Raw genomic sequence first — 16,811 nt, forward strand, 5'->3', positions numbered from 1 at the left:
ATATCATTAAACCGGCTGACAATTTATATTTGTCAGCCGGTTTTCTTTACCTAATTTATGCATTAATCAAGTTTAATTTTCTTGCCATATCTATGACTGCGGCCGCTGCTTCTGAACCTTTATTCCCTACTTTAACACCCGCACGATCTATAGCTTGTTCAACATTCTCCGTCGTTATAACGCCAAAAATAACGGGAATACCTGTAGATAGACTAGCATTACTAATCCCTTTTGCTGTTTCGTTACATACATAATCATAATGTGTTGTGGCACCTCTTATGACACATCCTAACGTTATAACACCATCGTAACGACCTGATTCTGCTAATGTTTTGGCGATCAATGGCAATTCAAATGCACCTGGTACATGTACAGAGTCAATGTCATCATCAATCACCCCGTATTTTAACAATGTTGAATGGGCACCCTTTAATAATTGCTCTGTGATGAAACCATTAAATTCTGCAGTTACTATCGCAATTTTTAAGCCTTTTCCATCCATATTTCCCTGTAATTCATTCATAATACTTCCTCCTATAATAAATGTCCTAGTTTTTCTTTTTTAGTTCTCAAGTATGATTCATTGTGGCTGTTGGGCGGAATAATAAGTGAAGTTTGATGCACAATAATGCCCTCATTACTTAGACCAGTGACCTTCATCGGATTATTGCTATATAAATCTACTTCATTTATACCTAGATACTTCAGAATACTCCCAGCTGCATCATAACGTCTCAAATCAGCGTCGAATCCCAAATGTTCATTCGCAGTGACGGTATCATAACCCGCTTCAATATATTCATATGCTTTCAGCTTATTAATTAACCCAATGCCACGGCCTTCTTGACGCATATACAATATAACGCCGTCTTCCTTAGCCATGACTTTCATGGCAAGGTCTAGTTGCTCTCCGCAATCACAACGCTCACTCTTAAACACATCACCCGTTAGACATTCAGAATGAATTCTCACATTCATACGTTTTTTTATATCACCATGAACCAAAGCGAGATGTTCTAAACCGTCTTGGTCTGTAAAAGCATGTAACTTAAAATCACCATAGCTTGTTGGTAGAGATACTGTACTTTCATGTGATACTGTCATATTTTTTTCTATATATGCTTTTAAATCTTTAATATTTATCATCTTTAAATTGTGCCTTTTCTTATAGGGGATAAGGTCATCTAATCTTGCCATAGTGCCGTCATCATTCATAATTTCACAGATTACCCCCGCTGGTTTTGCACCAGTGAGTTTTGCTAAGTCAACTGCCGCTTCAGTATGCCCTTGTCTTTCTCTGACACCTCCGTCTTTAGCAATCAGTGGGAATACATGTCCTGGTCGATTAAAATCGCTTGTTGAAAGATGATTACTTATCAAAGCTTGAATTGTTTCATACCTTTCAAAAGCACTGATTCCTGTTGTCGAGTTCACATGGTCAACTGAAACCGTAAAAGCTGTTTGAAACTCATCGCTATTATATTCGACCATATGATTAAGACCAGCTCGTCTTGCAATTTCTTTTGAAACTGGTGCACATATAAGACCGCGACCGTGTGTTGCCATGAAATTGATTGCTTCTTCATCGATAAATTCCGTAATACCAATAAGGTCTCCTTCATTTTCTCTATTTTCATCGTCAGTCACGATAATAAGCTCGCCATTTTTTAGTGCTGCAAGTGCAGCTTCAATAGCATCAAACATGGGTCCCACCTGCCTGTTTAAACGACATTAAGTGAGCGACATGTCTGACAATCATATCCGATTCAATATTGACGTTGTCATCGACAATTCTGTTACTTAAATTCGTCTGTCTCTGAGTCTCTGGAATGATATTCAAAGTAATTCTACAACGTTCATAATCGACTTCAAATATTGTCAGGCTAATGCCGTCTATCGTTACAGAGCCTTTATGTACCATGTACTTCATAAGCATATCCGGCACTGTTATTTCAAGAACAAGGGCATCTCCGTCTATTGAAGACGTGATGATTTGACCAGTGCCCTCCACATGACCACCAACGAGATGACCACCTAAACGTTGGTCAAGTCTTAATGCTCGCTCTAGATTTACACTTTGGTTTGGTTGCAGCTGATTGAAGTTTGTAACGTTCATGGTTTCATTGACGATGTCTACTTCAAAAGTATCATTTGTAAAATTAGTAACTGTTAAACATACACCGTTAACAGCAATAGATTCACCTTGTATTAAATTTTTGAAATGAGTATTTTGTATCTTTAAAGAAGTAAGTTCCGATTGTCGATTGATCTCTAAAACCGGAGCAGTGTGTTCGATTAATCCTGTAAACATTGTCGAGTCCTCCTGTAGGTAAGCTTTATGTCTGACTCGAGTTTTTCAACGTTTTGCAATATCAGTCCATCGTGGGTATCCAAGACACCACTATGTAATTGATATTTAGAATAACCAAATATTTTCGGGGCAATGTAAATGATGAGGTCATCGAATAAGTTTTCATTTATAAATTGAGTGTGAACAGTTGTACCACCCTCAACAAGCACGGAAGAGACATTCTCTTCAATTAATATTGTTAATATTTCTGTCAAAGTGTAGTTGCCTACATATACTTTAAAAGTATCCTTAAACTTCAAATTTTCTTCATTAGTCGTAAATACAATAGGTTGAACTGGGTGCTTCAATAAATTCAACGATTGATTTAAAACTTTTGAACCCAGTAGAACGATTGGTATCGGTTGTTTATCATTATCAAAAAGACGAACTGTCAATAAGGGATCATCAGCTATCAAAGTACCTGCACCGATTAAAATGCCATCATGAAGCTGTCTAATTTGATGGACATCCCTTCTTGATTCCGAGTTACTCACCCAATGACTGTCACCGTTTTGACGTGCTATCTTACCATCCAGTGTCTGTGCACACTTGAGAGTAATATAGGGTCTTTTGTTCATAAGCCTTATATTAAAAGGACGATAAAGTTCACTTGCCGCTTCATGCCTTGAATAAATCACTTCAATTCCGTGTGCTGATAATTTTTGAATGCCTGACACCTTATCATTATTATCCTTATAGGCATAATAAACACGTTTGATACCTGATTCTATTATGGCATCAGTGCAAGGCGGCGTCTTACCGTGATGCGAACATGGTTCTAAAGTAACATAGATATCCGCACCTTCTGGATCCTCAATACAAGCCTGTAACGCTGCAAGTTCTGCATGCATTTCACCACTTTTTAAATGGGAACCAGTACCAATAATGCGACCATTTTTTACGATGACCGCACCAACAGGCGGATTCATACCTGTCTGTCCAATTGCTAGTTTAGCCATTGATATAGCTATATCCATATAGTGATTCAAGTTTACCTCCTGAATATAAATAGCACCGGGAATGAAATCATCCACCGGCGCTAAAATAATGTATGCTGAATAACATTGCACAAATTGCAATGTTAAATAAACGCAAAAATTATAAAGATTTTACGCTGCTGCATTATTCTCTCTCCCATCCAGACTCTAACTGTCGGCTTCAGACTTGCACTGAATCAGCCATACGTAAAATAACGTACAGGTCGCGGGCTCTCACCGCCGGTTGGGAATTTCACCCTGCCCCGAAAGAATATTTATTCAGTTGAAAAACTCTGACTAAACTATAGTATACAAGTCGGGAAAAGGCAATCTTTTGATTTCTCAATACTTTATACTTTGTTTTCTTTATGTATAACAAGGGAAATAATAGACAAAATATTTACCTTAAGGGGATGGGTTGATGGACGACATTAACGAAAAGTTAGAAAATAAACTAGGTGAAGTTACGAGAGCTGCACACGAATTAGAAATACCTGTCATGATTTTAATTGAAGGGGCCCCCGCTTCAGGTAAATCAAGACTCGCTAATGCATTATATATGGCCCTTGATGCAAAGTATACGAACTTCATTGCAGCTAGGCCACCAAGAGAGGCTTATGTACGCTATCCATTTTTACAACGTTATTGGTATCATTTACCGCCGGAAGGCGATATCAATATCCACTTCAGAAGTTGGTATTCTCAATATATAGAGCTAAAAGATTACTACAAAGCCACACATACACCTTTTAATATGGCAGAACTAGAAGAGGATATGGAAAATTTCGAAGAAACGCTGATTAATAATGACTACGAAATCATTAAACTTTTTATTAATACAGACAAAGAAGCGCGTGAACGTCATATTAAAAAATTAAAGGGAAACCCTGTTTTAAAATGGAAAGCTGAAGAATTCCAAGGTTTACTTAAGCACCATGATTATGATGAGGAAATGTCGTATTTCATCAACAGACAAACACTTTGTCCTTGGGAAGTTGTGAATTTCCACAACAGTGACCAAGCTGTCAATGATATGTATAAAATTCTCATCGACCGTCTTGAGTCAAGAATTGAACGCGCTTCTACAGCAGAAGAACCAGTTGTCGACGGTAAATTCACAAGGGATTTTGAAACGAAGCTGTTCACATTTGATTTTGACAAAGAAAAAATGAAGAAAAAAGATTATCAGAAACGATTACCCTTACTCCAAGAAAAAATGCGAGAAATTCAGTTTCAGTTATATGAACATAAAATACCTTTAATTTTAGTCTACGAAGGTATGGATGCAGCTGGGAAGGGCGGTAATATCAAACATACAAGAGCATTACTTGACCCGACAGGATATACAAATAACGCCATAGGTGCACCGTCAGATATTGAGCTTTCTCATCATTATCTATGGCGTTTCGCTAACCGAATTCCGAGAACTGGTCATATCGGCTTCTTTGATCGAAGTTGGTATGGACGTGTTTTAGTTGAACGTGTAGAAGGTTTTGCAACTATGAGAGAGTGGCAACAGGCTTATCAAGAAATAAATGATTTTGAGAAATCCTTATCCAACGCCGGTGCAATCATAATAAAGTTCTTTCTATCTCTAGATAAAGAAGAACAGCTAGAACGATTTAGAGACCGTGAGAACACACCTGAAAAGGCTTGGAAAATTACTGAAGAGGACTGGCGAAATAGGGATAAATGGGACTTATATTTAGAAGCATCAGAAGATATGATTAATTACACATCGACTATAATTGCACCATGGTGCATTATTTCTGCAAATAACAAGCGCTATGCACGCATTACTGCCCTTGAAACAATTATAAAAATGTGTGAATCACGCCTAAAAGAAGTGTAGTATAAGAATTATCAAACATAAGGGAGTTTAAATCATGAGATATGTGTTTTTAACAGGAACAAATAGGGGACTTGGTCAGGCAGTTGCAAACTTACTAAAGGACGACAAAATCATTAGCATTACACGTAGTCCTATAGAAAATAATACAGTTATACACCAGAGTTTTCTCACTGACTTTAATGACATCGACACCTTAGAAAATTCAATATCAGATATTTTCTCAGCTATTGAACCTAGTAATGGCGATGAAGTGTATTTACTCAATGTAGCAGGTACTGTAGACCCTGTACAATCACTAGGCAATTTAAATGGTTCTGAAATGCTAGATAACTATAAAACAAATGTTGTTGCACCAACACTACTTATCAAGGGATTCATCAATCGTTTTAAAGATTTCAAAGGTACCAAACGTATTCTAACTGTAACAAGTGGGGCTGCGGTAAACGGCATTGAGGGTTGGGGTGCTTACTGTAGTTCAAAAGCAGCTATTAATATGGTTCATGAAGTTTTAAATAAGGAGAACATACATCAAGAAAATAACATCAAGAGTGCCATATTCTACCCAGGTGTGATTGATACTGGAATGCAAGAAACTATTCGTTCTTCAGACATCAATGAATTTCCAAACCTAGATCGTTTTAAAGAATATAAGTCAAATAATGCGCTAGCAAAAGCTGAAGATGTTGCAGCTGCACTCATCAAGGTTGTAACTTCTGACGATTTCGGAAATCAAGAGAGTTACAATGTAAAAGATTATTTATAAAACGATAAAACACCGTTATAACGATAGTCATTATAACGGTGTTATTTTAGTACTGAGTCAAGTATTCTGTCATTTCCCATGACGTTACTTGCGCACTATATCTTTGCCATTCGTATAATTTATTCTCTACAAAATGATCAAATATATGTTGACCAAGAGCTTCTTGAATGACTTCATCTGCCCTTAACGCCTTAATTGCTGTATATAAAGTTGTTGGTAAATCTTCTATGTCTTCTGATTTTCTTTCTTTGTGTGACATATTATATATATTTTCATCAACAGGCGTTGTTAAATCTTTCTCTTTTTGGATACCACTTAAACCGGCTTTTAGGATGACTGCCGTCGCTAGATAAGGGTTCGCAGACGGATCAAGCGATCTTACTTCTGCTCTCGTTCCCGCACCTCTAGTACCCGGTATTCTTAAGAGCGGTGTACGGTTTCTGCCACTCCAAGCAATGTATCTTGGTGCTTCAAAACCTGAAGTTAATCGTTTATAGGAATTTACTAAAGGATTACAAATTGCAGTATAACCCCTAGCATGATCTAATAGACCGGCCATGAAGTAACGCATCTCTTCACTTAAGCCAAATTCATCATTTTTATCAAAGAATATATTATTATCATCTTTAAACAGCGATACATTATAATGCATGCCACTACCCGGTTCATTATAAAGGGGTTTTGGCATAAAGGTTACATGTAGACCATACTGATGAGCAACGGTTTTTGCAATATATTTAAACGTTTGAATGTTATCACTTGCCGTTACAGCATCGCTATATTTGAAACTGATTTCGTGCTGACTAGGACCTACTTCATGGTGGAACATTTCGACCTCAAAACCAATTTCTTTTAATGTTCTAGCAATCTTTCTACGGCACGCTTCACTTGTATCTGAAATAGACACATCAAAATAACCACTGGTGTCGTTTACTGCATTCGTCGGCTCACCATTCTCATCAAGCTTAAACAGGTAAAATTCTGGCTCAGCACCTAGGTTAAACTGGTCATAACCCATATCCTTCATCTCACTTACAATACGTTTTAAGTTACTTCTCGGATCACCTTCAAAAGGTTGATTATTAAAATCATGTACATCACAAATGAGCCTTGCCACCTTGAACTCTTCTTCCAACCAAGGGAATACTGCCCACGTGTCAAAATCGGGTTTTAAAAACATGTCTGACTCTTCAACTCGAACAAAACCTTCTACTGAAGAACCATCAAACATTGTTTGACCTTCAAGAGCTTCTTCTAATTGTTCAACAGGAATTTCCACATTTTTCAGGGCGCCTAGTATGTCAGTGAACTGAAGTTTCACATAGTCTACCTGTTCTTTTTTTGCACTTTCTAAAATATCTGAAGCAGATATTTTACTCATTAACATAATCACTCCTAATTAGATTTTAAAAATCCTTCTCATAGTTTGTATGCCCTGTAAGAATAAATCTAAACTATATATCTTCGATATCAATTTCTACTTCATCAAAATTCTTATCTCTCATAATCTTTATATGATTAGGTTTCACTTTAAGGGCAACCAGATTAGGATTATTTACAGATCCAAAAAATTCTTCATCCGCTTCTTCCCAAATATTTTCTATTACTTCTTGGTCCTTTACTATTTCCACTGATCCTGTTATTTCTACAAACGCGTGTTTTTTCTCATCATTAAACCCTAACAATACATGGACGTTAGGATTATCAATCAGCTCCTCGTATTTTCTTGACTGATCATTTGTTTTAGCATAAAGGGTTAAACCATCGTTATAAAACCACATGTAACGAGAGTCTGGAATATTGTCCTTAGCAGTTGATAATACGCCTACTTTTGATTCTTCTAAAATTTCTTTAATACGTGTCGTTATCTTTTCTATATCCATTTATATCACCCACTTTATGTAGTTAGATATCCTTTACCACATGGTAAACATATTAAATCATTTTGGATTTTTATATTTAAATATGGGTAAATAATAAATAGATAAATTATAAACGGGAGGTATTAACATGAATATAAAAGAAGAAGCAGAGCAGTTGGAAGGTTGGACTCTTGAAGATGAGAAGTTAATTAAAAAATTTAAGTTCGAAACATTCCCTGAAGGCATAGACTTCGTCAATAAGCTTGCAGAGTATGCAGAAGATGTACAACACCACCCAGGTATCAGAATTAATTATTCGACGATTACAGTTGTTTGGACTACATTCTCAACACACGAACTCAAGGAACGTGATATAGAAGGTGCCAAAGCAACAGATGAAATATATATATAAAGATCGGCTGTCCGGTTAATGAATGGCCGGGCAGCTTTTTCACCTTTAAGGAGGTTGATCATGAACGAGGAAGCAAAAAGGATACTTGAAGATGTAAAATCGTTGAAAGTACAAGTGCTAGATGATGGCCAAAAATTGCTAGACCAGTGGTCCGAATCTAACACAAGAAGTAGCTATAGTGACAGTCTTCGAAATTTAGCATATTATATGGCGTTCAGGCAGTACGATCATCGAGAAATCCAAAATAATTTAATCCCTTGGGGCGTTTCTTCTCTTGGACGCATCGAGCCCCATATTTTGTCAAACTTAGATTCAGTAATTAAAACCTTAGGTTATATAACAGGCCATGAACAAGATGATGTTTCTTATCCAGAATATCAAGATGGCGAAAATCGATATAGCATGCTTAAACATAATACTGACCTTTTGCTTGGCAAAGGCCCTGAAATCAGGCAATCACAAATCATGGTGACTATGCCAAGTGACGCAGCAACAGACTATCAACTTGTAAAAGACCTTATAGATTCAGGCATGAATACAGCCCGTATTAATTGTGCCCACGATGACAGTAGTGTTTGGAAGAAAATGATTCACAACATAAAACAGGCGGCTAAAGAAGGGAACACAGAATGTCGTATTCTGATGGATATTAGCGGTCCTAAAGTTCGCATTAAAAATCTACTTACTTCCAAGAGAAACCCTAAATTGAAAACCGGTGAATCATTCCTCTTATCTAATGAAGATGCGATGACTTTACCAGCTAACATTGAAATTGCAGTTAACACTTCAGTACCCGAAGTCCTTAAAAATATTGATGTTGGGCAACTGATTAAGATTGACGACGGTCAAGTTGAGGCTAAGGTAACAGAGGTTCTTGACTCAGGCCTAATTTTAAAAGTGACTAAAGTAACTAAAGAAAATGGCGTTAAAATTAAGACAGAGAAAGGCATTAATTTCCCAGATGTAGATATCGATTTAAACGTCTTAACAGAAAAAGATTTAGTAGACTTAGATTTTGCTAGCCAACATGCCGATTTGATCGCTTTTTCCTTCGTTAAATCAAAAGAGGATATGACTTTTATCGAATCGGTATTACAGGATAAGCTCCCTGATGACAATAAAGACATGCCTATTATTGCTAAAATCGAAACTGTAGAAGCCATAAAAGAATTCCCTAATATCATAGCCGAAGCCGCCTCACACAGACCTTTTGGTGTCATGCTCGCTCGTGGAGACCTCGCTGTAGAAATCGGCTATGAACGCTTGAGTGAAATTCAAGAAGAACTATTATGGATATGTGAGGCTGCACACATTCCAATGATTTGGGCAACTCAAGTATTAGAATCTCTGATTAAGAACGGTATCCCAACACGTTCAGAAATATCTGATGTTGTCGCAGGTGCAAGAGCAGAGTGTATTATGCTAAACAAGGGAGATTACATTGTAGAAGGTGTTAAAACAGTGAATGATATACTGATTAAGAGCGAAGACCATAACTATAAAAAAACAGCAATGTTAAGAGCCCTAAACATATCTAAGGCACTCTTTAATGAGTAAAGGATGAAAACTATGTCAACACTGAGTCATATACAAGCACCAAGCAATTTTGCCTATAAGAAAGAACAGGTCACCATTCATCTCCATTACACATTCACTTGTGATAATCGAATCTTTTTTTTCAAAACACAGTATAAAGATTTACTCAACCACACCTATAGATTGACGGTTGATGTGAACTCACCAATTGATGAGTCCGGTTTAGCGACTGACTTTATGGCTATTGACGCCTTATACCACAATAAAATCCGGCCGCTTTTAGATGGGCAGATATTAAATGAGACGCTAGTAAATATGAATACTACTGCGGAAAATATCGCACTATGGATCAGAGATGAATTTAACAAAATTTTAAAGCCGCAAGATGATTTAATTAAAGTCACCCTATACGAAAGTACGAATCACGGCGTGACTGTTACAAATTAACTTCACAAAAATGTGTAAGTGTACTATGATTGAGATAATCAAATATTGAAATCACCACCACTAGGGGTGCCTGTAAAGGCTGAGAATCACCCTTATCACCTGATCTAGATCATACTAGCGTAGGGAAGTGGCATATTTTTATATGCACACCATTCCGTTAGTGGTGTGTTTTTTTATTTGTAAAAATCACGGAGGTTTATTCTATGAAAAACAGCAATGTTTTAACTTTGACAGACGTATTGATCACAGTTGTCATCGCCTTAGTTTTTGCAGTACTTTATTCTCTCTGGGATGGTGTATATACCGTCTTGCAGCCCCTTGGTTTACACATCAATGAATTGGTCTATGGTATGTGGTTCATTGCTGCAATTGTAGCTTATTTAATTATTAGAAAACCGGGTGTCGCTTTACTTGCAGAATTTGCAGCAGCTTCTGGAGAAACGATCGTTCTGTTACAGTTCGATATCGTCTTAATCATGTATGGACTACTCCAAGGACTGGCATGTGAGATCATTTTCTTACTCTATAGATATAACAGTACTAAGTTATATGTAGCTGTACTCGCAGGTGTAGCAGCAGCCTTATCAACAATTCCGCTTGATTGGTATTATGGCTACCTTGGTCATTTAGAAACTTGGAACCTAATGCTGATGCTTATCTTCAGAATTATCAGTGGCGCAATCGTCGCCGGATGGTTAGGTCATAAACTCTATGAAGGTGTAAAAGGGACCGGTGTCTTAAAATATGTTGGTAAAAAACAAAGCGATTCGTCTGATGGTTTTTAATATGACTGATATAAATATCGAAAACCTTAAACTCAAATTCCCTGAGACAGAGCAGCTATTATTTTCAAACATCAATATAAGTGTTAAGAAAGGGGAAAAGGTGTTACTTGTCGGTCCTTCTGGCTCCGGTAAAAGCACCTTACTAAATGTGATGGGCGGATTGATTCCTAAAGTCATTCATACACCTGTAAAAGCAGATTATTTAGATATACCAAATGCTTCAAGCTACGTATTCCAAGACCCTGATGCCCAGTTCACCATGCCAACCGTTGAAGAAGAACTTGCATTTATCCTAGAAAACCAGAGGATTGCTCCTAGTCTGATGAACAACATGATGACTAACGCTTTAAAAAGAATTGGACTAGACGTACCTTTAGACTTATCAATTAATCAACTATCTGGTGGGATGAAACAAAAGCTATCTGTTGCTGCAGCACTCATACAAGAACCGGACACTTTATTTTTAGATGAACCAACAAGCATGTTAGATGATGATTCTGCAAAAAATCTTTGGGAAACGATTTTATCTATTTGGTCCGACCTAACTGTTGTGATTGTAGAACACCGAGTTGAATATATTTGGGATAAGGTCGACCGTGTCATCCTAATGAATGATGATGGAGAAATTATTCTCGATAAAGATCCAAAATTTGTACTAAGTCACCACGTTGACTTACTTAATGAATACGGCGTCTGGCATCCAATGTCGTGGAACCAAGCACCACAATTTGTACAAAGTAATAAAGACGGAGCGCCTTTATTAGAAATTAGAGATATGAAAATAGACAGACGCGGCATTGATATACTTTACATTGATCATTTACACATAAGGTCTCGGCAATGGCTTACATTAGAAGGTCCAAATGGTGCGGGTAAATCAAGTTTTCTTAGTGCATTGATGAAGTTGATTCCCCATCAAGGACAAATTATCTATAAGAATAAGCTTGTAAAGAAAACAAAGGATATCATCGGAGATGTCTACCCAGTTTTTCAAAATCCAGAACTGCAATTTATAACTCATAGAGTTTATGACGAAATATATATCAATATGGAACACCGATATGATGAGAATCTAGCAAAACAGAAGACAGAAGATATTTTAAAAATGTTTTCGCTAGAACATTCTGCCCATCTAAATCCACTAGAATTATCCACAGGGCAAAAGAGACGCTTAAGTGTGGCAACAGCATTAGGTGGCATACCTGATTTGTTGTTATTAGATGAGCCGACTTTTGGACTGGATCAAAAAAACACGTTCTTTATGCTGGAACTTTTTGATGAATTGGTTAAAGCTGGTACAACAATAATTATGATTACCCATGACGTGAATATTCAAACGCGTTATCCATCCCGTCGTTTAGAAATTCTGGATGGCATGATCCTAGAAAAGGACACACACAATGTTCGATAGCATTAAGAATAACGATACTTTCGTTCATAACGTTAACCCAGTTACCAAAATTATCGCAGCTGCTGCACTTTTTGTGATTGTCGTCTTTACTCATAACCCGAATACCTTGCTTTATTTTGTATGTATAATGGCGATACTATTGTTTACCTTAAGTGGTATCCAATGGCGTTATTTATGTATTCTATTAGGCGTTATTTTAGTGTCCGGTTTATTATCCAGCACCTATATGATTCTATACGGACAGGGCGATACAACCTTATTTAAATTAGGTATCATCCATGTTACAGAAGAGAGTTTTATCCGTGGTATTCATATCACCATGAGAGGCGTTATTTTATCGTTATTTGGCGCATTAGTAATCTTCACTTTAAAGATTACGGATGTATTTTATGCTTTGATGATTCATTTCAAAATAAAGTCAAAATATGCCTATTCTTTTATGGCAGCTATCAATATGATTCCATTAATTTTCTCAGAATATGTACAGTTAAGACGTGCTAGAAAAGTTCGTGCACCTTTAATAGATAAGAAACGGATTTCTGGTTTTAAAGGACTAAGAATGACAATCGTTACCTTGATGAGCCAAAGTATACGTCGAGCATATCGCCTAGGTATTGCTATGGAGTCCAAAGGGTTCAGTGATAATCAGAGAACCTACTACCGACAAACAACTTTTTCCTTTAATGATATATTCTTTGTCATTACTATTTTAATCGCTCTATTAATCTCATCGTATTTAGGCATAAACTACCCTATCTTTAATACTAGTGATGCAAGATAAATCCCTTTGAATTTTAAAAGGGATTTTTACTATTGTTAAGAGTTTATTTATTTTTCAATAATTCTTTTATCTCATGATAGTATTTAAGTGAAAAATATGATTCTTACTGCACTCTAGTTCATTACATTATGTGGGGGAATATAATAATGTCTAAACTTAAAGTACTTGTGATCACTGGCTCTTTTGGTAACGGTCATCTAATGGTAAGCAATACTTTAAACAAGGCGCTCAATGACTATGATATCGACGTTGTAACACACGATCTTTATTTAGAGGCTCACCCTTTATTAACCCGACTTATTAAAGACTGGTATTTAAAGTGCTTTGCTCACTTCAAACCGACCTACAAGTTTTTCTATTATGCCCGTCAGGAAAAACTAAACACTTGTTTCTACAAAAAATATGGTTTAGCTTATTTAAAAAATATAATTGATAAGCATAATCCAGACCTCATTTTAAATACTTTCCCAACACCTGTTTTAAGTCTCATTAAAGAAGAATTCGGCCTAGATATCCCAATTCATACAGTGATTACAGATTACTGTGTGCACAAAAATTGGGTAATTAATAATACTGATGTCTATTATGTTGCTACAGAAAAAATGAAGGGCGACTTAATTAAAAAAGGTGTTTTACCTGAGATGATCAAAGTCACAGGTATTCCTATCAGTAAAGAATTCAAGATTAAAACTGACAGGAATGCTTGGCTAAACAAATTCAACTTATCAACAGACAAAAACACTATTCTCGTGTGTACAGGTTCGCTCGGCCTTCTAAAAGGGTTTAAGAAGTACGTGAAGAAAATAGCTACTAAAAATGATAATCAAGTCATCATTATCTGTGGTAAAAACGATATTTTAAGAGAACAACTTAAATTAGAATTTCACAACTATAAGAATATACTCATCATTGGCTATACAACAAATATGAATCATTGGATGTCATGTGCAGATATCATGATTACAAAACCTGGAGGCATTACCCTAACAGAAGCCCTAGCGACTGAGACACCTGTAATCCTATATAAACCGACTCCTGGCCAAGAGATGGAAAATGCTCTGTATTTCCAAGAAAAGAAATTAGCCCTTGTTGCAAACAATCGAAAAGAACTAAAAGAATATACAGAGCATTTACTAGCTGATAAAAATTTCATCCATTCGATTAAAACGGAGATGCGTAGAGTAAGAACTGCTAGTTCAGCTGAATACATCATAGAAAATCTTGTTTAAATATAAATGAGAGTGCCGTACGTTCAATATCAGAACATACAGCTCTCTTTTGTCTATATTATTCTTTGAATTGCATTGATTAGAAGCTTGTTTTCTCTTTGACTCGGTAACCATATCCTTTTCCTTAAGAGATTATCTAATATTGTTTCATCACCAGTTTTAAAGTACTGATAGACTTGTCCAAATACAACATATAAACTCGTATTCACTTCATTAAATATCTCAACTTCTTTATCATCAATTTGATGTCCATCGGCTGCTTTATATAACAATTGAAACGCTTTGATAAGCTTATAATTCAGCGTCTCAGAATCGTGAAGTTCAGTTTGATACACTTGTGTAATTTCATTACTATCCACATGACGTTCAACCCACGCAATGTTACTCGCATAAGTAGAAATAATATCTCGATCTCTATCAAGCTCTTCTAAAATACGTGTACTACTAACTTCAGAATCATAAATATAGTTCATAGAGTCGTAGAATTTCAGTTCATCATTTTTTCCACGTAATAAGTTCCAAATGCTTTTACCATCTGCTGCAAATGGATTTAGACCAGTAACGACACCAATAATTATGTTCATCCTTATAGCAAAATTTAAAATATAGCTATCTAAACTAAAGAGTTGATCGATTAATAACAGGACTAACACTGAAATTAAATTGAATATGAACCCCCCTGAATTCAGCCAGATTATATCATGCTTTGTAATATGACCTTTTCTTAACGGTTTATAGGCAAGCATTGCACCAAAACTAAAGTACATCGGAATCTTAAAAAAGTATCTGCCATTCATATACATTCCGAGTAAACCAGAAATAAATGCAATTCTCATACCTCTACATTTAGCAATAAAACAATGGCCAAGTTCATGAAAAATAACAGTAGCCATCCAAACAGTAATAAGTAAAGCGATCAATATGCCATTTAAGTCAAAAAAGAGGTCAGCCAATGGTAGCACAAGATAAATGATTAAAATTACAATTAGATTACTTGAAAAGAAATTCATCATGAATCATTCCTTTTTTTAGAATTAGGAGGAAAACATGAGAAAGCTAATCAATATCACAATAATAAGTAGAATAGGAAAGGTAAGGTAGGTGATGACAATATCACTGAAACGTTTCTTCTTTTTAATGTCCTTACCATCGTAAAAATCAATTAACTGACGGTAGGTATATATACCTTCTTTACGTTTTAGAATCTCAATGGGTATAGAAGCACCAATCGCAAGTATATACAATACAATAGACGTGATTAATAACACACGATTGTCCAAAAGCATTGCAGGAACAAATAAGAAGGCAGAAACGATTGCCGAAATTAACATGATATTAGACCAAATTGTCCATTTCTTTTGCTCAGTTTTATATCGTAAATACTGAATATCTCCTTTAATTAATTCATCAACTGAAACATCAAACAAGATACTAAGCATCATTAAATTATGCACATCTGGGTAACTTCGATTATTCTCCCAGTTCGAGATTGTTTGACGTGAAACAAAAAGTTTTTCAGCTAAGTCTTCTTGAGAGTAACCATCTCGATCTCTAAATTTCTTAATCTGCTTATTAAGTTCCATTTAGTTTTCTCCTAATTTCAAAGTAATTATCTTATAACAATATTAACACCAATCGTCTTTTACATTTTCAAAATACAGTGTCTAAATACTTTTACATACTAAATATATCGCAATTATAACGCTATATGTTATAATATAATGCATAGCATTATTTTTAATTTTACCCCTTGTCATTTGCAGTTATAGAATAAATATGTCAGACTCAAAGTTCGGAATCTATTTTTAGGAGATGAAGACATGAACATTCATAAACTAGTTAAAGTTCTTGCTTCTGCTGGAATTGCAGCTACAGTTGTCACAGGCTTACAGATCGATAATGAGATTAACACCAATAACACAATACAAGCCGCTGAAAAAGAAAACAGTAATACCAATTATAAATACCAAGGTGATACTGGCTTTGGTGATGGGCAATTCCTTTTAAATGATGCCTTTACTAAGACATTAGAGGAAGATGGTACACTTGCTTTTAATGGTCATGAAATTGAAGCTTCTAAAGCAGATTATGAGAAAGTTAAAGATGAACAATCTGAGTTTGTAGAAGAAAATGATCAGAAGTTTACTGTACGTGGGGATAGTGTAACTAAGGTTGTTTTCCCTATACAAGATGAGCAATTAGAAATCGATGATATCATCGATTCATACGGTGATGACTACGAACTTATTGAGCATAAAAATAAACCATACGACACCTATGTATTTAAACTTGGTGATCAAGAAGACGAAGATGAAAAGAGTGTGATTGCCTTTAACGTAGAAGATGATTATGTCGTCCAAACTGTAATTGGCTACAGCAGCTCATATTAATATTCAAAAAGGATCT

Annotated in this window: 18 protein-coding genes and 2 riboswitches; of the genes, 10 read left to right on the forward strand and 8 right to left on the reverse strand. The window is 35.9% G+C overall.

The window, feature by feature from the left end; all coding sequences use genetic code 11:
- Positions 1 to 55: 55 nt before the first annotated feature.
- Genes ribH through ribD form a run of 4 tightly spaced genes read right to left on the reverse strand, consistent with a single transcriptional unit; the run spans position 56 to position 3,339 of the window.
- On the reverse strand, positions 56 to 523 hold the full coding sequence (gene ribH / locus JEM45_RS07025) for a 6,7-dimethyl-8-ribityllumazine synthase (protein ID WP_026865922.1): 468 nt from the start codon (positions 521 to 523) through the stop codon (positions 56 to 58).
- Positions 524 to 534: 11 nt separating this feature from the next.
- Positions 535 to 1,704: a bifunctional 3,4-dihydroxy-2-butanone-4-phosphate synthase/GTP cyclohydrolase II gene (locus tag JEM45_RS07030; RefSeq protein ID WP_026865923.1), complete on the reverse strand. Its 1,170-nt coding sequence runs from the start codon at positions 1,702 to 1,704 to the stop codon at positions 535 to 537.
- Complete coding sequence (locus tag JEM45_RS07035) at positions 1,697 to 2,311, reverse strand: riboflavin synthase (RefSeq protein WP_166626329.1); 615 nt, start codon at positions 2,309 to 2,311, stop codon at positions 1,697 to 1,699. Before JEM45_RS07035 ends, JEM45_RS07030 begins: the two co-directional genes overlap by 8 nt.
- Positions 2,296 to 3,339 carry a bifunctional diaminohydroxyphosphoribosylaminopyrimidine deaminase/5-amino-6-(5-phosphoribosylamino)uracil reductase RibD gene (ribD, locus tag JEM45_RS07040; protein WP_235678843.1) on the reverse strand — a complete coding sequence of 348 codons (1,044 nt, stop codon included), beginning with the start codon at positions 3,337 to 3,339 and terminating at the stop codon, positions 2,296 to 2,298. Before ribD ends, JEM45_RS07035 begins: the two co-directional genes overlap by 16 nt.
- A gap of 133 nt (positions 3,340 to 3,472) precedes the next feature.
- A riboswitch (FMN riboswitch) is annotated at positions 3,473 to 3,602 on the reverse strand.
- A gap of 146 nt (positions 3,603 to 3,748) precedes the next feature.
- Here ribD and JEM45_RS07045 point away from each other — a divergent pair.
- Together JEM45_RS07045 and JEM45_RS07050 are read left to right on the forward strand one after the other, a co-directional pair.
- A complete protein-coding gene (locus tag JEM45_RS07045; RefSeq protein ID WP_166626330.1) occupies positions 3,749 to 5,179 on the forward strand; it encodes a phosphate--AMP phosphotransferase in 1,431 nt (476 codons plus the stop codon).
- A gap of 34 nt (positions 5,180 to 5,213) precedes the next feature.
- Positions 5,214 to 5,942: an SDR family NAD(P)-dependent oxidoreductase gene (locus tag JEM45_RS07050; RefSeq protein WP_198687166.1), complete on the forward strand. Its 729-nt coding sequence runs from the start codon at positions 5,214 to 5,216 to the stop codon at positions 5,940 to 5,942.
- A 46-nt stretch (positions 5,943 to 5,988) separates the two neighbouring features.
- Here the strand turns inward: JEM45_RS07050 and glnA are convergent, their stop codons facing one another.
- Together glnA and JEM45_RS07060 are read right to left on the reverse strand one after the other, a co-directional pair.
- Entirely contained in the window at positions 5,989 to 7,323 is a 1,335-nt protein-coding gene (gene glnA, locus JEM45_RS07055) for a type I glutamate--ammonia ligase (RefSeq protein WP_156889120.1), read from the reverse strand.
- 73 nt (positions 7,324 to 7,396) lie between these two features.
- Positions 7,397 to 7,825 (reverse strand): pyridoxamine 5'-phosphate oxidase family protein, encoded by a 429-nt coding sequence (locus JEM45_RS07060; RefSeq protein WP_198687167.1) that lies wholly within the window; start codon positions 7,823 to 7,825, stop codon positions 7,397 to 7,399.
- A gap of 127 nt (positions 7,826 to 7,952) precedes the next feature.
- Here JEM45_RS07060 and JEM45_RS07065 point away from each other — a divergent pair, with 127 nt between their 5' ends.
- The 7 genes from JEM45_RS07065 (at position 7,953) to JEM45_RS07095 (ending at position 14,405) form a co-directional block, all read left to right on the forward strand.
- A complete protein-coding gene (locus JEM45_RS07065) occupies positions 7,953 to 8,216 on the forward strand; it encodes a 4a-hydroxytetrahydrobiopterin dehydratase (protein ID WP_035855308.1) in 264 nt (87 codons plus the stop codon).
- A 60-nt stretch (positions 8,217 to 8,276) separates the two neighbouring features.
- The gene (locus JEM45_RS07070; protein ID WP_198687168.1) at positions 8,277 to 9,773 is read left to right on the forward strand and encodes a pyruvate kinase; all 1,497 of its coding nucleotides are present in this window, start codon (positions 8,277 to 8,279) and stop codon (positions 9,771 to 9,773) included.
- Positions 9,774 to 9,785: 12 nt separating this feature from the next.
- Positions 9,786 to 10,199 (forward strand): 6-pyruvoyl trahydropterin synthase family protein, encoded by a 414-nt coding sequence (locus tag JEM45_RS07075; RefSeq protein ID WP_198687169.1) that lies wholly within the window; start codon positions 9,786 to 9,788, stop codon positions 10,197 to 10,199.
- 52 nt (positions 10,200 to 10,251) lie between these two features.
- Positions 10,252 to 10,342: riboswitch (TPP riboswitch) on the forward strand.
- Between the two features lie 60 nt (positions 10,343 to 10,402).
- Positions 10,403 to 10,984 (forward strand): ECF transporter S component, encoded by a 582-nt coding sequence (locus JEM45_RS07080; RefSeq protein WP_026865933.1) that lies wholly within the window; start codon positions 10,403 to 10,405, stop codon positions 10,982 to 10,984.
- Positions 10,944 to 12,395, forward strand: coding sequence for an ABC transporter ATP-binding protein (locus JEM45_RS07085; protein ID WP_235678844.1), 1,452 nt, complete (start codon positions 10,944 to 10,946; stop codon positions 12,393 to 12,395). The genes JEM45_RS07080 and JEM45_RS07085 overlap by 41 nt, the downstream gene beginning before the upstream one ends.
- Complete coding sequence (locus tag JEM45_RS07090; RefSeq protein WP_198687170.1) at positions 12,385 to 13,176, forward strand: energy-coupling factor transporter transmembrane component T family protein; 792 nt, start codon at positions 12,385 to 12,387, stop codon at positions 13,174 to 13,176. Before JEM45_RS07085 ends, JEM45_RS07090 begins: the two co-directional genes overlap by 11 nt.
- Positions 13,177 to 13,322: 146 nt before the next feature.
- On the forward strand, positions 13,323 to 14,405 hold the full coding sequence (locus JEM45_RS07095) for an MGDG synthase family glycosyltransferase (protein ID WP_198687171.1): 1,083 nt from the start codon (positions 13,323 to 13,325) through the stop codon (positions 14,403 to 14,405).
- Positions 14,406 to 14,458: 53 nt separating this feature from the next.
- On the opposite strand, the gene JEM45_RS07100 is transcribed toward JEM45_RS07095, so the two are convergent.
- Together JEM45_RS07100 and JEM45_RS07105 are read right to left on the reverse strand one after the other, a co-directional pair.
- Positions 14,459 to 15,418, reverse strand: coding sequence for a zinc metalloprotease (locus JEM45_RS07100; RefSeq protein WP_198687172.1), 960 nt, complete (start codon positions 15,416 to 15,418; stop codon positions 14,459 to 14,461).
- A gap of 21 nt (positions 15,419 to 15,439) precedes the next feature.
- A complete protein-coding gene (locus tag JEM45_RS07105) occupies positions 15,440 to 15,988 on the reverse strand; it encodes a helix-turn-helix domain-containing protein (protein ID WP_198687173.1) in 549 nt (182 codons plus the stop codon).
- Between the two features lie 237 nt (positions 15,989 to 16,225).
- On the opposite strand from JEM45_RS07105, the gene JEM45_RS07110 reads away from it, so the two are divergent.
- Positions 16,226 to 16,795, forward strand: a complete 570-nt coding sequence (locus JEM45_RS07110; protein ID WP_026865938.1) for an immunodominant staphylococcal antigen IsaB family protein — start codon at positions 16,226 to 16,228, stop codon at positions 16,793 to 16,795.
- Positions 16,796 to 16,811: the final 16 nt, after the last annotated feature.

This window comes from Jeotgalicoccus sp. ATCC 8456 (assembly GCF_016313225.1).
Lineage (GTDB): Bacteria > Bacillota > Bacilli > Staphylococcales > Salinicoccaceae > Jeotgalicoccus > Jeotgalicoccus marinus.